The sequence below is a fragment of the Leyella stercorea genome, from assembly GCF_019052365.1.
In the GTDB taxonomy this organism is placed as follows: Bacteria; Bacteroidota; Bacteroidia; order Bacteroidales; family Bacteroidaceae; genus Prevotella.
Genome location: NZ_JAHQUY010000059.1, coordinates 1 through 17,826 on the forward strand (window position 1 = coordinate 1; position 17,826 = coordinate 17,826).

At 52.2% G+C, this 17,826-nt stretch carries 12 protein-coding genes; 4 read left to right on the forward strand and 8 right to left on the reverse strand.

From position 1 onward, the window contains the following. The first annotated feature begins 992 nt into the window (after positions 1-992). Positions 993-1,853, forward strand: coding sequence for an enoyl-ACP reductase FabI (locus KTQ90_RS10045; RefSeq protein ID WP_022158309.1), 861 nt, complete (start codon positions 993-995; stop codon positions 1,851-1,853). Positions 1,854-2,036: 183 nt separating this feature from the next. On the opposite strand, the gene KTQ90_RS10050 is transcribed toward KTQ90_RS10045, so the two are convergent. The 4 genes from KTQ90_RS10050 to KTQ90_RS10065 form a co-directional block, all read right to left on the reverse strand. Further along, positions 2,037-2,981: a hypothetical protein gene (locus KTQ90_RS10050; protein ID WP_217318303.1), complete on the reverse strand. Its 945-nt coding sequence runs from the start codon at positions 2,979-2,981 to the stop codon at positions 2,037-2,039. A 47-nt stretch (positions 2,982-3,028) separates the two neighbouring features. Beyond that, positions 3,029-3,763, reverse strand: a complete 735-nt coding sequence (locus tag KTQ90_RS10055; RefSeq protein ID WP_217318304.1) for a hypothetical protein — start codon at positions 3,761-3,763, stop codon at positions 3,029-3,031. After that, on the reverse strand, positions 3,760-4,278 hold the full coding sequence (locus KTQ90_RS10060) for an RNA polymerase sigma factor (RefSeq protein ID WP_217318305.1): 519 nt from the start codon (positions 4,276-4,278) through the stop codon (positions 3,760-3,762). Before KTQ90_RS10060 ends, KTQ90_RS10055 begins: the two co-directional genes overlap by 4 nt. A 63-nt stretch (positions 4,279-4,341) precedes the next feature. Then, the gene (locus KTQ90_RS10065) at positions 4,342-5,124 is read right to left on the reverse strand and encodes a GIN domain-containing protein (protein ID WP_217318306.1); all 783 of its coding nucleotides are present in this window, start codon (positions 5,122-5,124) and stop codon (positions 4,342-4,344) included. A 307-nt stretch (positions 5,125-5,431) separates the two neighbouring features. Between KTQ90_RS10065 and KTQ90_RS10070 the strand changes: the two genes are divergently transcribed. Next, positions 5,432-6,706 carry an L-serine ammonia-lyase gene (locus KTQ90_RS10070; RefSeq protein WP_217318307.1) on the forward strand — a complete coding sequence of 425 codons (1,275 nt, stop codon included), beginning with the start codon at positions 5,432-5,434 and terminating at the stop codon, positions 6,704-6,706. Positions 6,707-6,863: 157 nt separating this feature from the next. Here the strand turns inward: KTQ90_RS10070 and KTQ90_RS10075 are convergent, their stop codons facing one another. From KTQ90_RS10075 to KTQ90_RS10090, 4 genes are all read right to left on the reverse strand, one after another. Beyond that, a complete protein-coding gene (locus tag KTQ90_RS10075) occupies positions 6,864-8,027 on the reverse strand; it encodes a cyclically-permuted mutarotase family protein (protein ID WP_217318308.1) in 1,164 nt (387 codons plus the stop codon). Positions 8,028-8,070: 43 nt separating this feature from the next. Continuing rightward, positions 8,071-9,261 (reverse strand): AGE family epimerase/isomerase, encoded by a 1,191-nt coding sequence (locus tag KTQ90_RS10080; protein ID WP_217318309.1) that lies wholly within the window; start codon positions 9,259-9,261, stop codon positions 8,071-8,073. 40 nt (positions 9,262-9,301) lie between these two features. Continuing rightward, entirely contained in the window at positions 9,302-10,219 is a 918-nt protein-coding gene (locus KTQ90_RS10085) for a dihydrodipicolinate synthase family protein (protein ID WP_217318310.1), read from the reverse strand. Between the two features lie 113 nt (positions 10,220-10,332). Continuing rightward, positions 10,333-11,568, reverse strand: coding sequence for an MFS transporter (locus tag KTQ90_RS10090; protein ID WP_217318311.1), 1,236 nt, complete (start codon positions 11,566-11,568; stop codon positions 10,333-10,335). A 306-nt stretch (positions 11,569-11,874) separates the two neighbouring features. Between KTQ90_RS10090 and clpB the strand changes: the two genes are divergently transcribed. Then, the gene (gene clpB, locus KTQ90_RS10095) at positions 11,875-14,463 is read left to right on the forward strand and encodes an ATP-dependent chaperone ClpB (RefSeq protein ID WP_217318312.1); all 2,589 of its coding nucleotides are present in this window, start codon (positions 11,875-11,877) and stop codon (positions 14,461-14,463) included. A 258-nt stretch (positions 14,464-14,721) separates the two neighbouring features. Then, positions 14,722-17,637 carry an RNA-binding domain-containing protein gene (locus tag KTQ90_RS10100; protein ID WP_217318313.1) on the forward strand — a complete coding sequence of 972 codons (2,916 nt, stop codon included), beginning with the start codon at positions 14,722-14,724 and terminating at the stop codon, positions 17,635-17,637. Positions 17,638-17,826 lie beyond the last annotated feature (189 nt).

Here is a 17,826-nt window from a genome sequence, read left to right on the forward strand (position 1 = left end):
AGCGTTCATCCTGAGCCAGGATCAAACTCTACATTGTAAAATATCTTTTACTGCTGACCTCCGAAGAAATCGGCATTTGTTTGTATCTGTTCAGAACGAGCTTCCTTTATTATTGAAGTTTTAACCTTATATAAGATTAACGGTTCGTATTTTACCCAAGTCTGTGCATTATAAATAATGTAAGACTTGCTTCTTGTACTACTTGTCTGTTTATGTAAATCTTTTCAAAGAACTCTTTTCATAAGTTTGGCGGCGCCTCGGCAATTGAAGCGAGCTTCATTGCACTCGACTTGCACAAACTTTCATTTTTTTGCTTTCTACCCCGACGATTATCTCGTTGTTAGCTCGATTAGTTCGTTCTCGAAAGCGGATGCAAAGGTATAACAAAAATCATTACCATGCAAGTGTTTTGACAAAAAAGTTTCAAAAAAACTTCATTTTTAGGCTCAATTTGACTTAAATCAACCAAAATGGGCGATTTTAGGGGGTTAAACGCCAAAATGCGGGTATAGATGGAATGGATGTGTTTTGTGAGGGTTTGGAGGTTATGGTGTATGTATTGTGAGTGGGTGATGAAAATATTCGGGATGTGGGTCGGACGGCGGACGGAATCCGATCGGACGGCGGACGGAATCTGATCGGGCGGCGGACGGAATCCGATTGGACGGCGGACGGAGCACGATGACAAAGGTTGTGGTTTCGGGCAACGGAAGTTGAGAGGTTGTATTATATATATTATAATGTGTAGGGGTAATTGGTGGGGAAAAGGGCTTGATTTTGTCAGCAAAAATTTGCACACTATGAGAGTTTTGTGCAGAAAACGAAAGTATTTTGCGTTGAAGATGCAGTTTTTTGCACACTTTTATTGGTAGGTGTGCAAAAAGTTATACCTTTGCAGTCGGAAATGGCAAAAAGATTGTGCATAAGTGTACAGAATATTCCATTAGAGTTCACTAACAAGGATAATATACATTATATAATAATAGAACATTATGTCTTTTAACTTATTGAAAGGAAAGCGCGGTATCATCTTCGGCGCATTGAACGACGCATCTATTGCGTGGAAAGTAGCAGAACGTGCAGTTGAGGAAGGCGCACAGATCGTATTGACCAACACAGCGGTGGCTTGCCGCATGGGTACAATCGACGAGCTCGCCAAGAAGACCGGCGCAGTAATAATCCCGGCAGATGCGACATCTGTAGAGGATTTGACCAACCTCTTCGTTCAGGCCCAGGAGGCTTTGGGCGGCAAGATCGACTTCGTGCTCCACTCTTGCGCAATGAGTGTAAACATGCGCAAGAAGCGTACTTACGACGATCTTGACTATGGTTTCTTGAACAAGACCCTCGACATCTCAGCAATTTCGTTCCATAAGATGCTTCAGGCAGCAAAGAAGCTCGACGCTCTGTCGGAGAACGCTTCGGTGCTGGCTCTGACCTACGTGGCTTCTCACCGTACATTCTTCGGCTACAACGATATGGCAGACGCCAAGTCGCTGTTGGAGTCGATCGCCCGCAGCTTCGGCTACATCTACGGTCGCGAGAAGGGCGTGCGCATCAACACCATCTCTCAGTCGCCTACGTTCACCACAGCGGGCAGCGGCATCAAGGGCTTCGACGGTCTGTACGACTTCTCTGACCGCATGTCGCCTCTGGGCAACGCGAGCGCAGACGAGTGCGCAGACTACTGCGTTGTGATGTTCTCAGACCTGACAAAGAAGGTGACGATGCAGACTCTGTTCCACGACGGCGGCTTCTCGAGCATGGGTATGTCGCTGCGCGGTATGACACAGTACAACAAGTCGTTCCTCGACGAGAACCGCGACGAGCAGGGCAACATTATCTACGGATAAGCGATTGTTCTACGGATATACAACAGACATGAGCCGTACTAATAATGCGACGGCTTACGCAGAAACAATAAAAAGCGAGTAGCAGAGGTTGTGAAGCCTCAGCTACTCGCTTTTTCCATTTTATCAATACAATACGTTCTATTAACGTCAATACAATACGTCTATTCGGACAACGACACAGATTTATTTAGCCACCGCTATACGCGCCTCCTGCAGCACGCCGTCCATGAACGTGTCGGGGTTCACCTTCTTCAGCGTACTCTTCATCTCGTCGATGATTGATGTGCAGGTTTGCTTCTCGTTATCGGTGAGCAGTTTGCTATGCTCTCGGCACAGACGTGCTATCTTGACAACGATGCCTGTCTGTAGCGTCTTCGCATCGGCATCCTTTATGGCGTCGAGGAAGGCAGCGCGCAGATTGCCGAACATGAGCATGAAGTCGATGTCGGTCTTCACCTCGTTAGCCATAGCCGAAGAAAACGAGCGCGAATTGAAGACACGCACATTGCCGTCGTTGTCGTAGGTGGTTGTGGTGACGCCGTTGTCGTCGAGGACGGTCTGCGTGCGCAACATGCTGCCCTTATTAATTGGCTTCAATGCACCTCTGACGCCCGACTTGAACTCCTTAAAACGAGCCGGCATCACGCCGTAGATGTGATAGTAGTAGCAATGATACTTGCGGCTATCCTTGAACCATACAGCCAGATAGGCGTGACGGCGCATGGAGTCAGCGGGGTCCTTGAAGCACAGACCGTAGTAGGCGTGCGACATGTAAGAGCCCAGTTCTACGCTGTATTCGTTGTTGGCTCCATAGTCGTACTGACATTTGCTGGCGAACGAGCTGCTGCCCGGCTTCTTGATGAACACATCGTAGGCGTCGGACTTCGCAAGTAGCAGTTGCTTCTCTATCTGTGCGAAGAGTTCCTTCTTTTTCGCAGGAACGGTGAACTCGGTGAACTTGCAATAGCTCACGCCGCTATCGACGCAAACTACGTTATAGTCGGAGCTTGACAGCACTTCGGTAGAAGGATTGTTCAGCACGAACTTGAACACCTTTTCGATATTACTCCGCGCAGAAGCCGCAAACGTCTGCACTAAGAATATTGCCATTATTAAAATCTGTCTCATACGTAATATATTTACAGGGTTGTTTGTTATGTTTTCTTTATTAGAGATTATTGCTGTATGCTGTTGCCCGTGGCTTCCGACTCGTACTCGTCAGCCTCAGCGTCGTCAGCCTCGAACAGTTCCATAGCCTGAAGCTCAAGCTGATTGATTTCAGCCGACTGGTTGGCATTTATAGCATGAAGCAGGATGTCGGCTTGGCGCACAGCTTCCTCTATATCGGTGGAGTCTGCATGAGTGGATGCGTTCCTGTCAGCCTCAGCCACATACACCTTTGGCGGACGCGGCTGCCAGTAAGGGCGAACAGACTTGTGCAGGCGCTGTTTCTCGGGCTGCTGTTTCACGCTGTCCGCGAGAATACGCTGCGGTTGTTCGGCAGAAATGCTGTCGGCGATAGAATCGGCAGGCACAAGGCGAGCTGCTTGCTGAGCCAACGGCGCGTTCGACGACTGACCAGACGGCGTATTGTCGGGAAGCAACGCAGAAACAGCAAACACAAGCACAGCAACGGCAGCAGCCGATGCCACCCAAAGAGCAGCCTTGCGCAGCGTGAAGCGCTGCACGGTCGGAACCGCAGCCTCATTCTGCAGGTCTTTCTCAGCCTTTTCTGGAGCGAACATGCAGAACATCTCGCGATACGCGCTCCAGTCGGCGGCAGATATAGCGTCAGGTCGGTCGGCGTCGGTAGCCGTGCATAAGAACTCCGTCAATGCGGTCTCCTCCTCAACGGTAGTGGCGCCGTCCATGTAGCGCTTCAGAAGTGATATTATTTGTCGGTCTGTCATGTTCTGTTCCTTTCCTTTATCTGATTGAATAGTTTACGTCGTGCCGAGGAGAGCATCGTCGCCACCGAATCCTTGCTGATGCCTAATATGGCAGCAATCTGCTCATTGGTGCGGCGCTCGGTCTGACGCAGCCGCATCACCTGCATCTCGCGCGGCGGCAACTGCTCTATGCGCTGGTGCAGCCATTGCTCGTCCTCTTTCCATTCGAGCTGACTCTCTGGAGTATCGTTGTCCGACTCCTGCTGCAGAAGCCAGGACGTGTGCGCTTCGTCGCCGCTGATGCTTGTCGGGCGCCGCCGTCGCAACATGTCGATAGCCACATTGCGAGCTATGACAGCCGCAAGACGAGCGGCATGGGCTGTGTCGCGGAGAGAGTCGTGCACAGCCCAAAGCCTAAGCATCGCGTCGCTTGCCGCATCGTCCGCATCATCGGCACGCGCAAGATAGCGGCGGGCATAGCCTTGAGCTATGTTGCGCAGTTGTGGCGACATCTGTTCAAACTGTATTTGGTTCACGGTAGTCGGGTATTCATTAGCTTTATTCTATTTTTACACGCATAAGTGCTGGGGCGGCACGCATTATGGACGGGCGATGATGACGCCGTCGGGAGAGTCCGGTCTGCGCGAATTGTAAGTATTGCCTGTTACGTTCACATTACTGCCCATGTTGAGCAGTTTATCGTACTTCAACATACTGTCGCTTATCTTGCCCGAACCTAAGACATACTTTTTATAGTTGCCGGCTTCACCCGAAACAGAGATGCGACCGGAGCCGGTAAGCGTACAATTAAGATTGTCAGCCTTGCTTGTTCGGCAGTTGATTGTGCCCGAACCAGCCATCGTCAGTCCTACATAATCAGCCTTCACATCGTCGACAAGGATAGTGCCCGAGCCAGCGTTGTTAAAGTTGGCATGGCTGGCTACTACCTGGCTCACGGCAATCTTGCCCGAACCAGCCTGATTGAACGTGACAGCCGTAGACTTCATCTTGCCAACAACAATCTGTCCGCTACCACTCATATTGAACACGCTCACGTCCGGCGCCTTTACGTGCACAACAACGCTGCGTCTGTCCGACGAATCGGAAGTTTCGACATACACATTGCCAATGACCTTGCCGTGCTTTGAGATGTTCAGATCCGAACCATTGCTCCCTACGCGTATTTGGTCGAATGCTGTGGCGTCGCCCACAAGACGAACCTCGTATGTACTACCCTGCTCGTACACTACCTTAAGCGAACCAACAACGTTTATCACGCTGAAAGGTTTCACGCTAAGTTTCTTCTCGCTCTTCTCTGTTGCATACAACGACGTCGTAAGCACGAACATCGCAGCCGTCAACATCAAAAAAAACTTTCTCATAAGATTATCTCCTATTTATTTAAGTTGCACATTATATATATTATTCAGTTGCACATTATATATATGTATAGGAAAGCACTGAAACGAACAGCTCAGCGCCCTGCCCTCTCTATAAACAATAACGCAAGAAAGGGAAATTCTAAATATGCGGACGCTGCATTTAACACATATTTAACATGTTTCAAATTAATAAAGCGTAATTTGAACCGAACAAGCAAGGCTTTGCTTTGTGACTATCAATAAAATATCGTAACTTTGTAAGCAACAATATATCAACTTGTTTTTATCCTAAGACTCACATACAACTATGAAATCGTTAAAAGAATTATACAGAATAGGCAAAGGTCCGTCGAGCAGTCACACAATGGGACCGCAGAAGGCTGCACAGACCTTCGCTGCGCACAACAAGGACGCGAAATCGTTCGAGGTGACACTATACGGCAGCCTGGCTGCAACGGGCAGAGGTCACATGACAGACGTAGCAATCGACGAAGTGCTGCGCCCCATCGCTCCGCTAAGCATCGTGTGGCAGCCTAAGGTGTTCCTGCCCTATCACCCGAACGGCATGAAGTTCGTAGCGTTCGACGCCGAAGGCAACCGTATGAACGAGTGGATATGCTACAGCGTAGGCGGCGGCGCACTGTCGGAAGGCGAGAAGAGCCGCTGGTTCAACAACAAGCGCGAGGTGTATCAGAAGAACACGCTGCACGAGATACAGCAGTGGTGCGAGAATCACGGACGCGGCTACTGGGAGTACGTTGACGAGTGCGAGGACGAGGACATCTGGGAGTATCTGATGGAGGTTTGGCGCGCCATGCAGGAGTCTGTAGAACGCGGCATCGACCACGAAGGCGCACTGCCCGGTCCGCTGAAGTTGCCGCGCAAGGGTCCTATCTACTACGTTAAGGCGAGCGGCTACAAGCAGTCGCTGCAGTCGCGCGCACTGGTTTATGCCTATGCCCTCTCGGTGAGCGAGGAGAACGCATCGGGCGGCACCATTGTCACAGCCCCCACCTGCGGTTCGTGCGGCGTATTGCCCGCCGTGCTCTACCATCTTGCAAAAGGACATAAGTTCAGCGACACACGCATTCTGCACGCTCTCGCTACAGCCGGCATCTTTGGCAACGTAGTGAAGCAGAACGCATCTATCTCGGGCGCCGATGTGGGCTGTCAGGGCGAGGTGGGCGTAGCATGCGCCATGGCTTCAGCCGCAGCCTGCCAGCTGTTCGGTGGCAGTCCGTCGCAGATAGAATATGCAGCCGAAATGGGATTGGAGCACCACCTCGGCATGACGTGCGACCCGGTGTGCGGACTGGTTCAGATTCCGTGTATCGAGCGCAACGCCTTCGCCGCAACTCGCGCTCTCGACGCCAACCTCTATGCTTCGTTCTCAGACGGAACGCATAGCGTGTCGTTCGACCGCGTGGTGAAGGTGATGAAGCAGACAGGTCACGACCTGCCGTCGCTCTATAAGGAGACGAGTACGGGCGGACTGGCGCAGGCTTACGAGCAACACATGCGTAAGATTGCGCAGGAAGAAAGTTCGAGCGAAGAGAATATCGGTAAGTTCGGATACAATTAAGCAGTTCCTGTTGAGAACTGATTAAGTTGAGAGTTGAGAGTTGAGAGTTATGATATGCTTTATTGCTAACGCTTAAACCATAGTTTTACAATGGTAATCATAACTCTCAACTTTCAACTCTCAATTCTCAACTCAAGAAACTCCCAACTCTCCACTCTCAATTCTCAATTATAACAATCTGTGGCGTGCGAAGCGCCGGCTTCAGCTCGCCACCTATATAATACACGCCGAGCGGTGTAGGCACAGCCTGCGCACCGGCGCGTGCAAGAGTCTGATTTGCGAACGTCGTAGTGAGCCATTGCCCTGCGACAGCATCAAAGACATAAAGATTGCCGCTGAATTTATACCAGTCGATTGGCTGCTTGAGGTAATCGTCCTTCTTAACACATTCGTATCTACCGCTTATCGCATCGAGGAATATCGTGCGGTTGACGCCGCCAGTGGCGTACAAGTGGTCGCCATCAGCCCACGCTATGCCACCAGAAAGCGTCATCTCCTCGCCATCCGCAGAACGCGGAGCGGACAAAGCGCCCCACTCTTTCGCATTCACGTCGTACACATAACCATCAGTATGCACCTTGCTTTGCTCGCCGTCGGCATAGAATCCGCCCCAAACGTACAACTTATCGTTATACGCTGCGGCTACGGGCTGCACACGAGGCGCGCCTGGAATGCGAAGATCGGCAGAAGAAGTTGAATTTGCCCCTTGATTAACCGAGTTTGAACCTTGAGCAATTGTATTTGAACATTGATTAACCGAGTTTGAACCTTGAGCAACCGAGTTTGCGCCGAGTTTATAACGCAGAACATCAGCAGACGGCTTGCCGTTCTGATTGCCACCGACAACAAAAACGTCGTTTCCGACAAGCGCCACCGCCATATTATCCGCCGTAGCCGGCAGGTCGGCGAGTCGATTTATTGAGACATCTGTGCCGGCAGAGTTAAGACGAACGCTATAAACCGCAGCAAGAGCGTGGTCTGTGTTGTTTCCGCCAAGGAACAGCAGACTGTCTCCGCAGGCAATCGTAGCACCATACGCAGCCGCTTCGGGCAGAAAACCCACCAAGCGCCACTGCAGCATCGCACGGTCCATGCGTGCGGCGTACACACCGGCGTAATATTTCTTCGGTTTGCCAGCTTCGGGGAAGTTGCAGCCGCCAGCCACAACGAGATAGTCGCCAATCTGACCTGCATAACATGCCGAGACGCCGAGCGAATAGCCGGGCTCAGCAGCCGGAAAGCCAACAACGCTGCGCACATGCTGAGCAGAAAGAGACAATGCGGCAGAAAGAAAAAGGAATAAGGATAGAAATCGGTTCATAATAGTAATAAAAATTAAGAGGGTGCATGGCACCCTCTTATGCTTATGCTTCGAGCTTTTTCAGAATCTCCTGACAAAGCATGTAGCCCTTTATCATCATACGCGGAATGTGGAACGGACCCTTGTAGAGGTTGCCCTTAGCCGGCTGCGCCACTGTTCCGTCGCGATGCAGATAGCCGTACCACTCGCCGTACTCAGCGTCGGGGAAGTGAGCGTATGTCCACTCGCTGATACGCTCGTGACGATAGAGATACTTCTCGTCGCCGGTTCCGAGATAAGCGTAGAGCGAAGCGATGATGGTCTCGCACTGCGGCCACCAGAACTTCATGTCCTGCGAGTAGTCCTGCGATGGCAGGTTCTTGCAGTCGCGGAAGTTGATGATGCCGCCGTACTGCTTGTCCCAGCCCCAGTCCCAAGACCAGTCGAACACCTGCAGCGCCATGTCGAACATCGGCTTGTCCCAGCCGCGCAGCTTTGCCTCCTCCATGATGAACCAAGAGGTCTCGATGCAGTGGCCCGGATTGATGGTGCGAGTCATGTTGGTGTCGATGAACTCGCCGTTCTCGCCTACCGTTTCGAGCAAGCACTTGAACTCCGGATGGATGAAGTACTTCTTCAGTTTCTCAATCGACTCGTCAATCTGCTGTGTGAGCTTCGGATCGTTTACAACCTTGCGGATGCAAGAGCCTACGTTGATGAGAATCATGACGATGCTGTGGCCCTGCAGCTTCACATCAGCCTCGAACTTAGCGGGCAGGAAGCCCGGTGTAGCGAGGAAGCGCTGTGTGTCTTCGAACACCTGTATGGCGCGCTTAGCCCAATGCTGGTCGCCAGTAGCGAGAGCATACTCAGACATCGCGATTGCGGCGAATGTCTCCGAGAACACATAGCGGCGCTTGCGCAGCGGCTTGCCCTCAGCAGTTACAGAGAAGTACATGTGACCCTGCTCGTCGAAGCAGTGCTTCTCGATGAACTCGAGTGTAGACTTTGCAGCGTCGAGCCACTCCTGATTCTTCTCTACATTATTATAAGCGAACGAGCAAATGAAGGCGAAACGACCCTGGAACCACACCGACTTTGTTGTGTCCATGAGCGATCCGTCGCGATCTACGCAAGTATAGACGCCGCCATTCTCGCGGTCCAAGCCGTACTTCATCCAGAACGGCATGATATTCTCGGTGAGATCTTTCTTGTAAGACTCAGCCCAAGACTTGATATATTCCTTTACATTCATTTTCTTAAAGGTGATATGTTGTTATGTTGACTGGTTGACATTAGAACTGGTTTGCACGCTCGAAGAATCCGATCTCTTCAAGTTCCTTCTTCATCTGAGCCTCTTCCTCGTCAGTCATGTTGCGGAACGGCACACGGTTCGGTCCGAGGTCGAATCCGAGGAGCTTCATGATGCGCTTTCCGCCCACGATGTTGCCGCGGAAGTGGCAGATAACGTTGATAACCTCCTGAGAGAAGTTCTGCTTCTCGCGAGCTGTCTCGATGTCGCCGCGGTTCCATGCGTCGATGATGCCCACGAGTTCACGACCATTGTAGTTGGTTGTGCCGCCGATGCCGCCGCGAGCGCCGCCCTGAGCGAGGCTCGGGAGGATTGTTTCGTCCTGTCCGTGAAGCATATCAAACTTGCCGCCGCCGTAGAGACGACACTGGTTGTACTCGTAGAGAGCCTCGTAAGTGTACTTGATGCCTGCGAAGTTCTTGATGCGTCCGTCGACAGCCTTCAAGAGGTCTACCATCGGCAGGTATGCGCCGTTGAACGCAGGGATATGATAGTAGTAGAACGGCAACTCAGGAGCAGCGTTTGCGATAGTCTCGCAATACTCCACGAGTTCCTCGATGCGACCAATCTTCGGGAACGGAGGTGCCATCGAGCCGATGCCCCATGCACCTATCTTCTGAGCGTGCTCAGCAAGGCGCACACTCTCGCGCAGGCAGCAGCTGCCTACATGCACAATAACCTTGAAGCCTTCGGGAGCCACACTCACCCAACGCTCAGCAAGCTGCATACGCTCCTCGGTTGTGAGCATATATCCCTCGCCAGACGATCCGTTGATGAACACGCCCTTCAAGCCATTCTTCTGCAACATCTTTGCATAAGCCTCGATTGGTTCGAGATTAACGTCACCATTTGCATAGAACGGTGTAAACGGTGCGTCAATAAGTCCTACGATTTTTTCCATAGTCTTGTTTATTTTAATTGATTATTAATTTATTGTTTTCAATTGCGGGATGAAAAGTAATGAAAGAACTGGGAGGATTAAGATAGAGCAGAGTCATCTCACCACCTCAACATTTATTCAACATTATCCGATGTTGGGCGCAGACAAGCCAGCTGCAGCGCGAGCGCCACGATGACAACGCCGCCGAGCACCGCAAAGCCCATGCCCAGATTGCCGCCATCGGTCCACTTGCCGAGCAGGTGAGTAACGGCAGCGCCTGCGAACACGCCCACCATGTTCATCACGCCGTAAGCCGTAGCGCGATACTTAGCTGAGATAATCTGACAGAGTATCGGCATGTTGTTGGCGTCGAACATGCCGAAGCCGATGCCGAACAACATTCCGGCTCCTACTACAGCCACAACGCTATGGCCGAAGCCGAGCAGAATGAGCGCCGGGATAGTCATGCCCAAGCCGATTGCGCTGGTATAGATGCGTCCGCGTATGTTGCGCAGCACCCACTTGTCCGACATTACGCCACCGAGCAGCACGCCCACGAACGACGAAGCCGCGATAGTGATGGTAGACATTGGACCAGCCTCCGCCATATCCAGACCGAGGTTCTCGGCGAAGAGCGTAGGCAGCCAGTTCTTGGTAGCCCATCCCGGCAGGCTCGGCACGGCGAAGTAGATGAGTATCACCCAGAACGCCCATGTAGAAAGCACGACGCTGAGTCCGCGCCACACGCTCTCCTTCTTCATCTGCGTTGCGGGGTCTGGCGAAACTACAGCCACAGCCTTCGGTTTGTCGTACAGCAGCAGTGCGAGCACAACAGAGTAGGCAATGCCGATGATGCCGAACCAGTTGAATGTGCTATGCCATGAGAACGTAGCGGCGATGGTAGCGCCGAATCCGCCCACAGCCTGACCGACGTACAGACCGGTCATGTGTATGCCGATAGCCAGCGAGCGCGATTTGCCCTCATGCCAGTCGGCGATGAGCGACAGAGCCGAAGGTATGTACAGCGCCTCGCTCACACCCATCAGCGCACGCAGACAGTAGAGCTGCGTGAAGTCGGTAGCGTAGCCCATGAGATAAGTTACTGCCGACCATACGAACAGACTGCCCACAACGAGCTTCTTGCGGCTCACGCGGTCGGCAACCACGCCTGCGAACGGGCTTACGATGCCGTATATCCAGAGGAACACAGCCATGAGAGCGCCGAAAGCCTCAGCCTTCTGTAGTTCAACGATGTCGAGTTTCATTGCGCCCTGCATGGTAGAGAGCATCTGTCGGTCCATATAGTTGAGCAGTGCCACCACCCAAAGCAGCGCCACTACCAGCCACGGATAAAACTTTTTGGTTTTCATTTTTTGATAGAGATGGTTTTTAGTTGTTTGTTTGCATAGTTCAGTCTGCGCACCGCATCACTCTGCGCCGCACAGTAACATTATAAATTATAAATGCAAAAGTATCAAATTTTTTCTACACGGCAAAGAAGAACGCCATAGAAAATCAGAACAGAGTCGGCAAAAGAGCTTTCTTTTCTGACAGATTGTCGTTATCTTTCAATACAAACGCCTCAAACCGTGACAGATTGTCATAAATAACGTATTGGAACATAGTTTGTGTTATAGTTTGCAGAAAACAAGAAAACAAAAAGAAAGGAGAACGATATGACATTCGACAAATTCACAATCAAAGCACAGGAGGTTGTTCAAGAAGCCTTGAACACCGCACAGCGCAGTGGACAGCAGAGCATCGAACCGATGCACTTGCTGAAGGCTCTGCTTGTGAAGGCAAAGGACGTGACGACCTTCATCTTCCAGAAGCTTGGCGTGAATGCCATGCAGGTGGAGAGCGTAACCGACGCCGAATTGCAGCGCTTGCCGCGCGTTCAGGGCGGACAGCCTTACCTCTCTAACGACACCAACGCCGTTTTGCAGCACGCGCAGGACTTCGCCACGAAGAACGGCGACGAGTTCACGAGCGTCGAACCCATCCTGCTCGCCCTCTTGCAGGTGAACTCTACGGCGAGCCGCATATTGAAAGACGCGGGCATGACCGAGGCAGACACCGTGAAGGCCATCCAGGAGTTGCGTCAGGGCGAGAAGATACAGTCGCAGTCGGCTGACGAGAACTTCCAGAGCCTCGAGAAGTACGCCAAGAACCTCGTTGAGGAGGCGCGCCAGGGCAAGCTCGACCCTGTTATAGGCCGCGACGACGAGATACGCCGCGTGCTGCAGATTCTCTCGCGCCGTACTAAGAACAACCCTATATTAATAGGTGAACCGGGTACGGGTAAGACAGCCATCGTTGAGGGCTTGGCAGAGCGCATCGTGCGCGGCGACGTGCCCGAGAACCTTAAGGACAAGCAGCTCTACTCGCTCGACATGGGCGCACTCGTAGCCGGAGCCAAGTACAAAGGCGAGTTCGAGGAGCGTCTGAAGAGCGTAATAAAAGAGGTGACCAACTCAGACGGTCGCATCATTCTTTTCATCGACGAGATTCACACGCTCGTAGGTGCGGGCGGTGGCGAAGGCGCTATGGACGCTGCCAACATCCTCAAGCCGGCACTTGCGCGCGGCGAGCTGCGCAGCATCGGTGCCACTACGCTCAACGAGTACCAGAAATACTTCGAGAAGGACAAGGCTCTGGAGCGTCGTTTCCAGACCGTAATGGTCGACGAGCCTGACGAGCTCTCGGCTATCTCTATCCTCCGCGGACTGAAGGAGCGCTACGAGAACCACCACAAGGTGCGTATACAGGACGACGCCTGCATAGCTGCCGTTAAGCTTTCGGAGCGTTACATCTCCGACCGATTCCTGCCCGACAAGGCCATCGACCTTATGGACGAGGCGGCTGCAAAGCTGCGCATGGAGCGCGACTCTGTGCCCGAGGAGCTCGACGAGATTACGCGCCGACTGAAGCAGCTCGAGATTGAGCGCGAGGCTATCAAGCGCGAGAACGACACCGAGAAGATTAAGCAGCTCGACAAGGACATCGCCGAACTGCGCGACCAGGAGAAGGCGTTCCGCGCTAAATGGGAGAGCGAGAAGGGCTTGGTGAACAAGATTCAGCAAGACAAGCAGCAGATGGAGCAGCTGAAGTTCGAGGCTGAGCGCGCCGAGCGCGAAGGCAACTACGAGCGCGTGGCTGAGATACGCTACGGCAGACTGAAGGCTCTTGAAGAGGACATCCGACAGATACAGAACCAGCTGAAGTCGACGCAGGGCGGCAACGCCATGATACGCGAGGAGGTGACAGCCGACGACATCGCCGAGGTTGTGAGCCGCTGGACGGGCATACCCGTAACGCGTATGATGCAGAGCGAACGCGAGAAGCTGCTGCACCTTGAGGAGGAGCTTCACCGCCGCGTAATCGGACAGGACGAGGCTATCAGAGCCGTGAGCGACGCCGTAAGACGTTCGCGTGCCGGACTGCAGGATCCGAAGCGTCCTATCGCTTCGTTCATCTTCCTCGGCACTACGGGTGTCGGCAAGACGGAGCTGGCGAAGGCTCTCGCCGAGTATCTGTTCAACGACGAGACGATGATGACGCGTATCGACATGAGCGAGTACCAGGAGAAGTTCAGCGTATCCCGTCTCATCGGTGCGCCTCCAGGATACGTAGGCTACGACGAGGGCGGTCAGCTCACCGAGGCTGTGCGCCGCAAGCCCTACTCTGTCGTACTCTTCGACGAGATTGAGAAGGCTCACCCCGACGTCTTCAACATCCTCTTGCAGGTGCTCGACGACGGACGCCTCACCGACAACAAGGGCCGCACCGTCAACTTCAAGAACACCATCATCATCATGACTTCAAACCTCGGCAGCCAGTACATACAGGCTCAGTTCGCAGGCATCACGCCCGAGAACCGCGACCATGTCATCGGCGACACCAAAGAGAAGGTGATGGAGATGCTGAAGAAGACCATCCGCCCGGAGTTCCTCAACCGTATCGACGAGACCATCATGTTCCTGCCGCTCACGAAGGAGGAGATTGCCCAGGTCGTTACGCTGCAGATGAACGCCGTGAAGAAGATGCTGGAGCCGCAGGGTTTCACGCTCAACGTCACGCCGGCAGCCATCGGCTACCTCGCCGACGAGGGTTTCGACCCGGAGTTCGGCGCACGTCCGGTAAAGCGCGCCATACAGCGCTGCGTGCTCAACGACCTTTCGAAGAAGATTCTTTCGGACGAAGTGTCGCGTGAGAAGCCGATTACGATCGACGCCGACAGCAACGGATTGGTATTCCGCAACTAAATCTTTAGCTTTCCGCAACCAAATGCTGCGGAAAGCCTAAGCAAGATTTGGCTTGCACTTAAGACAACGCTTGTTACCGGCACCTGGTAAGCATATTACCAAGGCGCGGTAACAATATTACAGAAGTGAGGTAACAGTATTTCCGCTATGCGGTAATGCTGTTACCTCGCTTTGTTTTATACCTAATAGTATTATTAATTTGTATGTTTCGCTAAAAAACTATACCTTTGTTCGTGAAATATATTCAACATACAAAAAATGGAAAACGGAACTATTTGGCTCAAACCTAAACCCACACATATAGACGAATACTTTGAGGACTTTCTCAGCTACCTCAAGTCGTCGGGCAATGCCTACGATACGCTGTACACCGAGTCGCTGCGACTGCTGAAGGAGCGTGTAGCCCTTCTTGTCGAAGCACGAACCGGTGCGCCCATGTACAGACAGGACAAGGCGCAGGAGGTGCTCACATTCAACACAAGGCTCTGCGGCGCATGGCTGCTGGCAGTGAAGGACGCCAGCTGTCAGGAACGCAAGCTGGTGCTGCTCACGATGCTCAACAACCTGGTGTGCCTCTGCATGCAGAACACCACCACGGCTCTTAACCGCAGCACCTTCGCCTATAGAAGTGTGCCCGAGCTTATCGGCATGGCTATGCAACTGATGACGCACGACATGCCCAACGTGCTCACTTTCTCGTGGAACGACATCATAGGTTTCTCGCTCGACATGTTCGTTGTCAACTTCCTCAAGATGAGGTTCGCTACCAAGTCAGAGGCTTGCTGCGAGGGCAAGGGCCTGATAGCCGTGAAGAATGCGGAGATAATGCTTGCCACCTACAACAAGGATGTGCACGATAAGAAGTACATGCCGAAATCGACAACCCACCTGCTGCCCGAGTACGGCTTCGATGTGAGTTATACGCAAGACCTGCAGCTGAAGGAGTCGAAGAAAGACGACGTGGAGGCTATAGAGGAGTTTGTAGACGACATTCTGCAGGCTATGAAGGGCTGCAAGAAGGAGGCCAGCGCAAAGCGACTTCTGAATTATACCGAAGGCGAACTCGTACCTGTAGAGGTGACGGAGGTGACGCCGCTGCGCATTGCGGTGAAGACTATCGACCCGAGCTATGCTCAGATTGAGGGTCAGCTGGTGTTCGAGCAGAATCTGAAGATTTTCTCTAAGATATACCGCCCCGAGGTGTGGGCGAAGGTGCTGAATGTGGGCGACCGCTTCAACGTAAATGTCAACCCTGCGAACAGCACGTTCAGCCTTACCGACCTGTTTGTTGAATATATAGAAGACAACGCACAGCCCGGCGATTGCTTCGACGCTCATAACCACAAAGCGGTGAGCGGCGTTCTGAAGCTGCGCGAGTTCTGGACTGACGAGGGCTTCATGGTCTATCTCAACCTGACCGAAGAGGAGGATGAAAAACTTGACGACAACGACCGTAGTGCATACATTGAGATTGAGAAATGCAACACTTACGGCGAATTCAAAGGCTGTCTTTATGGTAACATCGTTGACTACCAGGTAGAGAAAACAGACATCTCGCGAGACGACGTGTGCCCGAGGATGCTCAGACGCTTCATCGACTCGCTCTCTCATATATCTATAACCGAAAAGGAGGAGGAGCAGGAGGCGATTCAGCCGGAGTTCGTAAAGGAATATCTCAACACGCTGAACGTATTGCAGAGTCATGAAACTAACCCTATGCTGCGCTACCGCATACTCAGCGTAATACGCATACTGTGCACACTGATTGAGAGCGAGAAGGACGAGAAATACTGCAACTACATAGCCAAGTATATCAAGACGCTCATACTCTTCGCCAAGGCTGACAGCGACGAGTGGAACACCATCGCCGTGATTGACACGCCCGAAGACCTGAAGGACGAGGAGACCGTGACAAACGGTGCCGACATCCTGAAGATTCTCTCGTGCTTTGCCAAGGGATACGACGCTACAAGCGACACTCTCGACCGCTACATCGAGAGCGAAAACGAGACGCTGAGCAAGACGGCATCGCTCGTGCAGTCGTACAACCGCCTGTGCGGCATTCTTGAGAACAAGACGCTCAGAGGCATAAAGAAACAGATACTCAACCAACTGTCGGTTGTGACCGACGGCGACTCTACGCTCGAACTCTCTAACGAGCTGGAGGGCATCTTCGGCGAGGAAGACGATATGAAGGAGTTCAAGACCTCGTTCTTCGAAGCGCCTACCAACGCCAAGGTGCAGCAGCAGTCGTACAACATCTTCCGCGGCATCTGCGCCATGATGAACAATCGCGGCGGCGTGCTCTATCTGGGCGTTGACGACAAGGGCATACCTGTCGGCTTGAAGAACGACCTCAACACACTTGCACGTAAATTCGGCATGAGCCCCACTCTCGATGCTTATATGATACACATCAACCGACAGGGCGAGGATTGGTTCGGCGAAACCTACTGGAAATACGTGACGCTGAAACCTATCAACGAGCACAACGTGGTGAGCATCGTCGTGGAGCCGTATCCGTACGACGTGGTCTATCTGAAAGACGGAACGACATACCTCAGAAAGAACAACTCGTCGGCGCAGATAACAGACGAGTCGACAATCGAGGACATACGCCGACGCCGACAGGAGGCTCTGCGCAAGAGCGACGACAAGATAATCATTCTGAAGGACGCTATACAGAAGAAGCGCAGAGTGCGGTTTATGGGATACAAGTCGATAAACAGCGGCACTATCAAGAACCGCATCGTAGAACCGTTCCATATCGACGACAACGAGTATGTTCATTGCTATGAGGCTGAACAGGACAAGGTGAAGATATTCCGCATCTCGCGCGCCGAGAAGATAGTGATGACCGACGAACCGTGGAAGTTTAAGGAGAAGCACAAACAACTGAGCATCGACCCGTTCCACATGTCGGGCGAGAAGAAGATTGACGTCAGACTCCGCCTGAAACTGCAGGCTGTGACTGCTCTTAAGGAGTATTATCCAGGAATATCGCGCTATATCAGACAAGACGGCAGCGACACGTGGATGCTGGAGACTTTCACATACAACCTCTATCCGCTCATGGTGTTCTATCTGAGCCACGCCCAATACGTGGAGATTATAGATGCAAAGGGACTGAAGGAAGCTGTTGTCGATTACGTAAAACAATATCTGCACATTTGATTGATGACATTTCACATTTGATTGGTGACACTTCACATTGATTGATGACACTTCACATTGATTGGTGACACTTCACATTTGATTGATAATATAAAGAAAAGGGGATATGGCGTTTTGCCATATCCCCTTAATTGTTTTTTATTGCTGTCCGCTAAAACTCCAAAGAGAATAAAAACCCTGCCCGAAGTC